At 68.8% G+C, this 7,122-nt stretch carries 8 protein-coding genes; 3 read left to right on the forward strand and 5 right to left on the reverse strand.

Features of this window, described 5'->3' with window-relative positions; genetic code table 11:
* Positions 1-194: 194 nt before the first annotated feature.
* Complete coding sequence (locus ACH34Q_RS25345; protein WP_395985538.1) at positions 195-1,184, reverse strand: malate dehydrogenase; 990 nt, start codon at positions 1,182-1,184, stop codon at positions 195-197.
* A 353-nt stretch (positions 1,185-1,537) separates the two neighbouring features.
* Between ACH34Q_RS25345 and ACH34Q_RS25350 the strand changes: the two genes are divergently transcribed.
* Positions 1,538-2,086: a hypothetical protein gene (locus ACH34Q_RS25350; protein ID WP_395985539.1), complete on the forward strand. Its 549-nt coding sequence runs from the start codon at positions 1,538-1,540 to the stop codon at positions 2,084-2,086.
* A gap of 101 nt (positions 2,087-2,187) precedes the next feature.
* Positions 2,188-2,709 (forward strand): dihydrofolate reductase family protein, encoded by a 522-nt coding sequence (locus ACH34Q_RS25355; RefSeq protein WP_395985552.1) that lies wholly within the window; start codon positions 2,188-2,190, stop codon positions 2,707-2,709.
* Positions 2,710-2,801: 92 nt separating this feature from the next.
* On the opposite strand, the gene ACH34Q_RS25360 is transcribed toward ACH34Q_RS25355, so the two are convergent.
* Both ACH34Q_RS25360 and ACH34Q_RS25365 read right to left on the reverse strand, forming a co-directional pair.
* The gene (locus ACH34Q_RS25360) at positions 2,802-4,019 is read right to left on the reverse strand and encodes an NADP-dependent isocitrate dehydrogenase (protein ID WP_395985540.1); all 1,218 of its coding nucleotides are present in this window, start codon (positions 4,017-4,019) and stop codon (positions 2,802-2,804) included.
* A 124-nt stretch (positions 4,020-4,143) separates the two neighbouring features.
* The gene (locus ACH34Q_RS25365) at positions 4,144-4,617 is read right to left on the reverse strand and encodes a DUF3017 domain-containing protein (RefSeq protein WP_395985541.1); all 474 of its coding nucleotides are present in this window, start codon (positions 4,615-4,617) and stop codon (positions 4,144-4,146) included.
* Between the two features lie 269 nt (positions 4,618-4,886).
* On the opposite strand from ACH34Q_RS25365, the gene ACH34Q_RS25370 reads away from it, so the two are divergent.
* Positions 4,887-5,618, forward strand: coding sequence for an FHA domain-containing protein (locus ACH34Q_RS25370; RefSeq protein WP_395985542.1), 732 nt, complete (start codon positions 4,887-4,889; stop codon positions 5,616-5,618).
* Positions 5,619-5,746: 128 nt separating this feature from the next.
* Here ACH34Q_RS25370 and ACH34Q_RS25375 read toward each other — a convergent pair whose 3' ends face one another.
* Both ACH34Q_RS25375 and ACH34Q_RS25380 read right to left on the reverse strand, forming a co-directional pair.
* A complete protein-coding gene (locus tag ACH34Q_RS25375; protein WP_395985543.1) occupies positions 5,747-6,598 on the reverse strand; it encodes a bifunctional methylenetetrahydrofolate dehydrogenase/methenyltetrahydrofolate cyclohydrolase in 852 nt (283 codons plus the stop codon).
* Between the two features lie 166 nt (positions 6,599-6,764).
* On the reverse strand, positions 6,765-6,944 hold the full coding sequence (locus tag ACH34Q_RS25380; RefSeq protein WP_395985544.1) for a hypothetical protein: 180 nt from the start codon (positions 6,942-6,944) through the stop codon (positions 6,765-6,767).
* Positions 6,945-7,122: the final 178 nt, after the last annotated feature.

Here is a 7,122-nt window from a genome sequence, read left to right on the forward strand (position 1 = left end):
TGCCCTGTCCGGCCCGTCAGCCTAGTAGCGAAGACCGCACGATAAGCGCCGATTTATCGCCCGCACACGCGAGGAGCCCCAGACCGTACGGCCCGGGGCTCCTGCTACCGCGCTCGGTCCTGAGTCAACAGGACTCGGCTCAGCTCAACTCAGATCAGTTCAGACCAGAACGGATCGGCTCGGCTCGGCTCGGCTCAGATGAGGCCGAGCTTGCGGACGGCGTCGCGCTCCTCGGTGAGCTCGCCCACCGACGCGTCGATCCGCGCCCGCGAGAAGTCGTCGATCTCCAGCCCCTGAACGATCTTCCACGCGCCGTCGCGGGTGGTCACCGGGAACGAGGAGATGATCCCCTCGGCCACGCCGTACGACCCGTCCGACACGACGGCCATGGACGTCCAGTCGCCGTCCTTGGTCCCGTTCACCCAGGTGTGCACGTGGTCGATCGCGGCCGACGCCGCCGAGGCGGCCGAGGACGCGCCCCGGGCCTCGATGATCGCCGCACCGCGCTTGGCCACGGTCGGGATGAAGTCGTTCTCCAGCCAGGCCTGGTCGTTCACGACCTCGGCCGCGCCCTTCCCGCCGATCTCGGCGTGGAAGATGTCCGGGTACTGGGTGGCCGAGTGGTTGCCCCAGATCGTCAGCTTCCTGATGTCGGAGACCGACACGCCGGCCTTCTTCGACAGCTGCGCCAGCGCGCGGTTGTGGTCGAGCCGCGTCATCGCGGTGAACCGCGCGGCCGGGACGTCCGGAGCGTGCTGCTGCGCGATCAGCGCGTTGGTGTTGGCCGGGTTGCCCACGACCAGCACCTTGATGTCGTCGGCGGCACCGGCGTTGATCGCCTCGCCCTGCGGCTTGAAGATCCCGCCGTTGGCCTCCAGCAGGTCACCGCGCTCCATCCCCTTCGTACGGGGACGCGCACCGACCAGCAGCGCGACGTTGGTGCCCTCGAACGCCTTGGTGGCGTCATCGAAGATGTCGATCCCGTCCAGCAGCGGGAACGCGCAGTCGTCCAGCTCCATGGCGGTGCCCTCGGCGGCCTTGACCGCCTGCGGGATCTCCAGCAGGCGCAGGCGTACCGGGGTGTCGGCGCCCAGCAGATGGCCCGACGCGATACGGAACAGCAGCGCGTAGCCGATCTGCCCGGCGGCGCCGGTGACGGTGACGTTGACTGGGGTGCGACTCATTTTTGCCTTCTTCTCCAGTGACGGACGGGCTCAGACGGCCATCCTTCGTTCTCGAACCCGACCGAGAGGAGCCGCCAGGCGGGTTCTCTCGTCGTCGAGATATTTCCACGTCAGGCTATCGCGCGCGGCCCCTGCCGGGACGGGCAGGTGCACGACCCGGCATGGCACCAGCTCACAACAACGGCGAAGGCCCCGGTTCCTCTGGAGGATGCCTGCTGCTTTACCTGTGTTCAGGTGGCGAGGCGGCGTTCAGGTGGCGGGAGCGACGATCCCGAGCGTTTCGGCTCAGCGAGGGAGGGGGTTCACCCGCTGGAGGGAGGTTCCAAGGGGGCGGTCGTCATGATGATGTCGGCATGACCACCATCTGTGCACCCCGGCCCGCCGCCCGAGTCGAGACGTGGCCTGTCACGGCTGTGACCTGGACCGTCGGGGCGTTCATCGCCCTGGTCGCCGTGCTGGTCGCGAGCAAGCCGCTGCGCGGTGAGAGCTTCGGTGGCACCGACGGTGTGATCGTGCTCGCCTGCGGGCTGCGCGCCCTGACCATCGCGATGGCGCAGGCGACGATCCGCCCGTGGGGGCGCCGGGTGCCCGGCTGGCTGCTGCTCGGCAGCCTGGCCGGCGCGGCGGGCCTCCAGGTCTTCTACCCGCTCGCCGAACTCCTGATCAAGCTGACGGTCGTGGTGGGCTTGATGGAGGAGACCGGCCTGGGCGCGACCCACACCGACGCCACGGCCTGGTTCAACCTGGTGATGACCGCGCTGATCTGGGGCGTCCCCGGAGCGCTGCTGGCCCGGATCGCACTGCGGTACCGGAACCGGGCGGGCGTGCCGTTCCGCTGGATCCCCCTGGGGATCCTCGGCGGCCTCGCCTTCCTCCTGGGGCTCGGCCTCCTGATCGGCTGACGCACCCTCCACATACGTTCGAATCGTTCGTCTCGGCCGGAATCACTCGTAGGCCGGTCACTCGTCCAGGAAGGTGCGACTCGGATGGGCTTGGACTGTTCATCTCGGCGGACGGTGTCGTCGAAGACCCTCCGGTGTTCGTCCACGACTTCGACGAGGTCATGCGAGAGCACCTCGGGACCGTCATCGGGACCCAGGACACCGTGCTGCTCGGCCGCCGGGGCTACGACGACTGGGCCTCGCACTGGCCGACGGCCCGCGAGGAGCCGTTCGCGAGTTTCATCAACAGCGTGCGGAAGGTCGTGGTCACCTCCAAGCCGCTGGGGACGCCGTGGACCGGAGCCGAGATCCTCGCCGGCGATCCCGGGGCACCCCTCGCGGAACGGCTGGCACCGATCCGGAACGCCCCGGGCGGCGACATCGGTGTCCATGGCAGCGTCTCACTGGCCCGGTTCCTTCTCGCCGAAGGGCTCGTGGACGAGTTGCGGCTGGTCATGGCGCCGTACTTGGCCGGTACGGGCCGACGCCTGTTCGACGGCGTACCGGCCGGAGCGCTGGAGCTTCTGGACTCGAGGAACACCCCGACCGGCACCGTGCTCCTCCACTACCGGGTTCGCCACTAGTCGGCCCTGGACGGCACCGGACGGCCGGAACCGCACCGACGGCGAAGGCCGCCCCGGGGTCACCGGGACGGCCTTCGGGAGGAAGAACGGGATCAGCCGTTGATCTTCTTCTGGAGGTTGGTGTCCAGAGCCTCGAGGAACTGCTGGGTGGTCAGCCACTCAGCGTCCTTGCCGACCAGGAGCGCCAGGTCCTTGGTCATCTGACCGGCCTCGACGGTCTCCACGCAGACCTGCTCCAGGGAGCGGGCGAAGTTGACGACCTCGGGCTGGTTGTCCAGCTTGCCGCGGTGCTCCAGGCCCCGGGTCCACGCGAAGATGGACGCGATGGGGTTGGTGGAGGTGGGCTTGCCCTGCTGGTGCTGCCGGTAGTGGCGGGTCACCGTGCCGTGGGCGGCCTCGGCCTCGACGGTCTTGCCGTCGGGGGTCATCAGGACCGAGGTCATCAGGCCGAGCGAGCCGAAGCCCTGGGCCAGGGTGTCGGACTGGACGTCGCCGTCGTAGTTCTTGGCGGCCCAGACGAACCCGCCCTCCCACTTGAGCGCGGCGGCGACCATGTCGTCGATCAGCCGGTGCTCGTAGGTGAGGCCCTTGGCGTCGAAGTCGGCCTTGAACTCGGCGTCGAAGATCTCCTGGAAGATGTCCTTGAACCGGCCGTCGTAGGCCTTGAGGATCGTGTTCTTCGTCGACATGTACAGCGGCATCTCGCGCTCGAGCGCGTACCGCATCGTCGTCCGGGCGAAGTCCCGGATCGAGTCGTCGAAGTTGTACATCCCCATCGCGACGCCGCCGCCGGCGAACTTCGCGATCTCGAACTCCATCGGCTCGGAACCGTCGTCGGGGGTGTAGGTGATCGTCACCTGGCCCGGGCCCGGCACCACGAAGTCGGTGGCCTTGTACTGGTCACCGTGCGCGTGGCGGCCGATGATGATGGGCTTGGTCCAGCCCGGCACCAGCCGCGGGATGTTCGAGGCCACGATCGGCTCGCGGAACACCACACCACCGAGAATGTTGCGGATCGTTCCATTGGGGGAACGCCACATCTTCTTGAGGCCGAACTCTTCGACGCGCGCCTCGTCCGGGGTGATGGTGGCACACTTCACGCCGACGCCATGCTCCAGAATGGCGTGGGCGGCGTCCACCGTGACCTGGTCATCGGTGGCGTCGCGGTGCTCCATCCCGAGGTCGTAGTACTTCAGGTCGACGTCGAGGTACGGCAGGATCAACTGGTCCTTGATGAATTTCCAGATGATCCGGGTCATCTCGTCGCCGTCGAGTTCGACGACCGGACCCGCTACTTTGATCTTGGGCATGCTGTTGCTGTCCCTTTCCTACACCGGCCCAGCAGTCCTTGTAAGGCTCAACTGGGAAGGCTATCCGAGAGCCCTCAGAGGTCTAGACCCTGGGCTCTGCCCGGGTTCGACACCGGGACTGTGATCACCCCCCGGGCCCATGCCGGGCCGGGGATCTTCCGCGCGTGGCAGGCCCCTGCTTGGCCAGTACTTGCTTGGCCAGCAGGAACCGCACACCCCGTACAACGAAGACGAACCCGATCAGGACTCCGAACGCGGCGGCCACACCCAGCCCGGTGCGGTTCATGGGCGGGACGCTCAGCGCGACGAACGCGACCGCCTCACCCAGGAAGACCAGCGTCCAGCAGTCGATCGAGCGGCTCCGGACGGCCAGCATCCCGAGCTGCGATTCCGGCAGCAGCAGCCGGGCGAGGGCGCCGAACAGCAGCGCGGCCGCGATCAGCACCGATCCCTTGCGGAAGTAGTGGAACGAGCACAGCACCAACCCGGCCGCCACACCTGACAGCACGATCAGGTAGGGCAACCTTGCCAGCCAGTGCGGTGCCGTCCCCCTGCCGCTCGGGGACCTGCGCCTCCGGCGGCGCACCTCGGTGCTCATGAATCCGACCGTAGCCGTTCCGGCGGTCCGCTACGACATCCACCGGCATCCCTCGGAAGATGGACCCATTCGGCCTGAAGATTTCTCTCGGTGACCCACCTCTCACCGCAACCTCTTCACGTCCATCGCGTAACGGGTGAGGTCCAGGAACGTCCGATGGACGCCGAATGCCTTATGCCGTCGGTGCTACTGGCCAGTAGGTGGGTGTGACGGCAACGCGGCCGGGTAACCCGGCAGACAGGGGTCGCTAACTAGCTGGGAGGACTGCCGTGGAGGGGCCGTTCATGCGGATCGAGGACAGCGGGCTGGTGGTGCCGCTGCGCCCCGACGTAACGACGGTCGGGCGCGGGCGGGGAACCGACATCCGCCTCGACGACCCGAGTGTGTCCCGATTGCACGCAGAGATCATTCGGCGCGGCCCGTACGTTTACGTCGTCGACATGGGGCTGTCCCGTAACGGGACCCGTGTCAACGGCCGGCCGATCGCCCGCCGTGTCCTGGAGGACGGTGACGTCGTCAGCTTCGGCACGGCGCGTTGCCGCATGGGGGGCATCCCCCGGGAGGAGGTCGATCCCGACGTCGAGCTGCGGCGTGCCGTGGCTCCCGAGCTCACCCGCCGCGAGGTCGATGTGCTGACCTCGCTGTGCCGGCCCGCGCTGTCGGACGAGGCGTTCGTCGCCCCGGCCACCGCGCGGGAGATCGCCGGAGATCTCGTCGTCACCGAGGCCGCGGTGAAGCAGCACCTGCTGCGGCTCTACCAGAAGTTCCGCATCCCCGAGGGCGCCAACCGGCGCACCCGGCTGGCCAACGAGGTCATCGCCATGGGCCTCGTCCGACCTCTTCCCCCCGTGCACGTTCCCCAGCAGGGCCGGCCGCCGATGGACGGCGGACGGCCCAGGGGACCGGACGTACGGCGCCCGGGAACGACCCACTCCCCGGGCCATGTCGGCCCGGGGCGTACAGCGGCGGCGGCGACCGCCGCGGGACGCCGGGCAAGCTGATGTGCCGGGTGTGTTGATGTGATCGTGCGATCGTCCTCCGGGTAGCGCAAAGAGGGCGATCGCCACACCACACGCGTACGGGGCCGCGAGCGGATCGCGGCCCCGTACGCGTGTCAGGTGGCGGCGTGTCAGGCGGCGGTCTTCTCCGCGGCCTCCACGACGTTGGCCAGCAGCATCGCGCGGGTCATGGGGCCGACCCCACCAGGGTTGGGCGCCACCCAGCCGGCCACGTCCCGTATGTCGGCGGCCAGGTCACCGGCCAGCTTGCCGTCCACCCGTGAGACCCCCACGTCCAGCACGGCGGCACCGGGCTTGACCATGTCACCGGTGATCAGCCCCGGCACTCCGGCGGCCGCCACGACGATGTCGGCGTTCCGCGTGTGCGCGGCGAGATCCCGCGTACCGGTGTGGCACAGCGTCACGGTCGCGTTCTCGTTGCGCCGGGTGAGCAGCAGCCCGAGCGGCCGCCCCACCGTGACACCGCGCCCGATCACCGTGACCTCGGCGCCCCTGACCGGTACGTCGAACCGGCGCAGCAGCTCGACGATCCCCTTGGGCGTGCAGGGCAGCGGCGCGGGCTCCATCAGGACGAGCCGTCCGAGGTTGATCGGGTGCAGCCCGTCGGCGTCCTTGAGCGGGTCGATGCGCTCCAGCACGCGCTGCTCGTTCAGGCCCTTGGGCAGCGGTAGCTGAACGATGTAGCCGGTACAGGAGGGATCGTCGTTGAGCTCGGCGACGGCCCGTTCCACGTCGTCCTGCGTGGCGTCGGCGGGCAGGTCGCGGCGGATGCTCTCGATGCCGACCTCGGCGCAGTCACGGTGCTTCATGTTGACGTACGAGTTGCTGCCGGGGTCGTCCCCCACCAGCACGGTGCCGAGGCCCACGGTCACGCCACGCTCGCGCAGCGCCTCCACCCGGACCTTGAGGTCGGACCGGATCTCCGCCGCCGTGGCCTTGCCGTCCAGAATCTGTGCCGTCATCCGTACCTCCGCGCTGGATCAACCGGGAGCCTGCCTGGGCGTGCCAAGTCCCGGCTCGGTCCCGTCCACCCAGGCGCGCGGCGTCCGGACTGTCTTCGCTCCCCGGTGGTCATCCACCTTGACCGCGCCAGTCGCGTCAACCCCATGCTACCGAGCGCGCCGGCGGCTACTCCTCGTCGGTACGGGAGCGCCAGGCGATGATCCGGTCGGTACCGTGCCAGCCGAGCTGAGCGGCGAGGATCGCGGCCAGCACGGCCGCACCCAGCCCGACCATCTGCCGCGATTCCAGCAGCAGCGATCCGGTCTGCGCCACACTCCAGACCAGCAGTGTCAGGAGAAAGTCCATGGAGGCTCCAACAGCGGAGGGGGTCACGCGGGTCAACGGGGGGTCGGATGATCACCAAGCGTGAACACGACCCGCCGAGGCTACCAACCGCGGAACGCAAAATAGCCTCAAAGCCCCCAAAAACCCCCACCCCACCCGCCCCCGGCTCCCGTTGACTCGTGGCGTGGTCGCCGTTTTC

It is taken from the genome of Actinomadura sp. 9N407, from assembly GCF_044326315.1.
Taxonomy (GTDB): Bacteria; Actinomycetota; Actinomycetes; order Streptosporangiales; family Streptosporangiaceae; genus Spirillospora.

Bases quoted from the DNA above. Each gene is read 5' to 3' on its own strand.
- ACH34Q_RS25345 (WP_395985538.1), bottom strand. From the start codon at position 1,184: ATGAGTCGCACCCCAGTCAACGTCACCGTCACCGGCGCCGCCGGGCAG.
- ACH34Q_RS25350 (WP_395985539.1), top strand. From the start codon at position 1,538: ATGACCACCATCTGTGCACCCCGGCCCGCCGCCCGAGTCGAGACGTGG.
- ACH34Q_RS25360 (WP_395985540.1), bottom strand. From the start codon at position 4,019: ATGCCCAAGATCAAAGTAGCGGGTCCGGTCGTCGAACTCGACGGCGAC.
- ACH34Q_RS25365 (WP_395985541.1), bottom strand. From the start codon at position 4,617: ATGAGCACCGAGGTGCGCCGCCGGAGGCGCAGGTCCCCGAGCGGCAGG.
- ACH34Q_RS25375 (WP_395985543.1), bottom strand. From the start codon at position 6,598: ATGACGGCACAGATTCTGGACGGCAAGGCCACGGCGGCGGAGATCCGG.
- ACH34Q_RS25380 (WP_395985544.1), bottom strand. From the start codon at position 6,944: ATGGACTTTCTCCTGACACTGCTGGTCTGGAGTGTGGCGCAGACCGGA.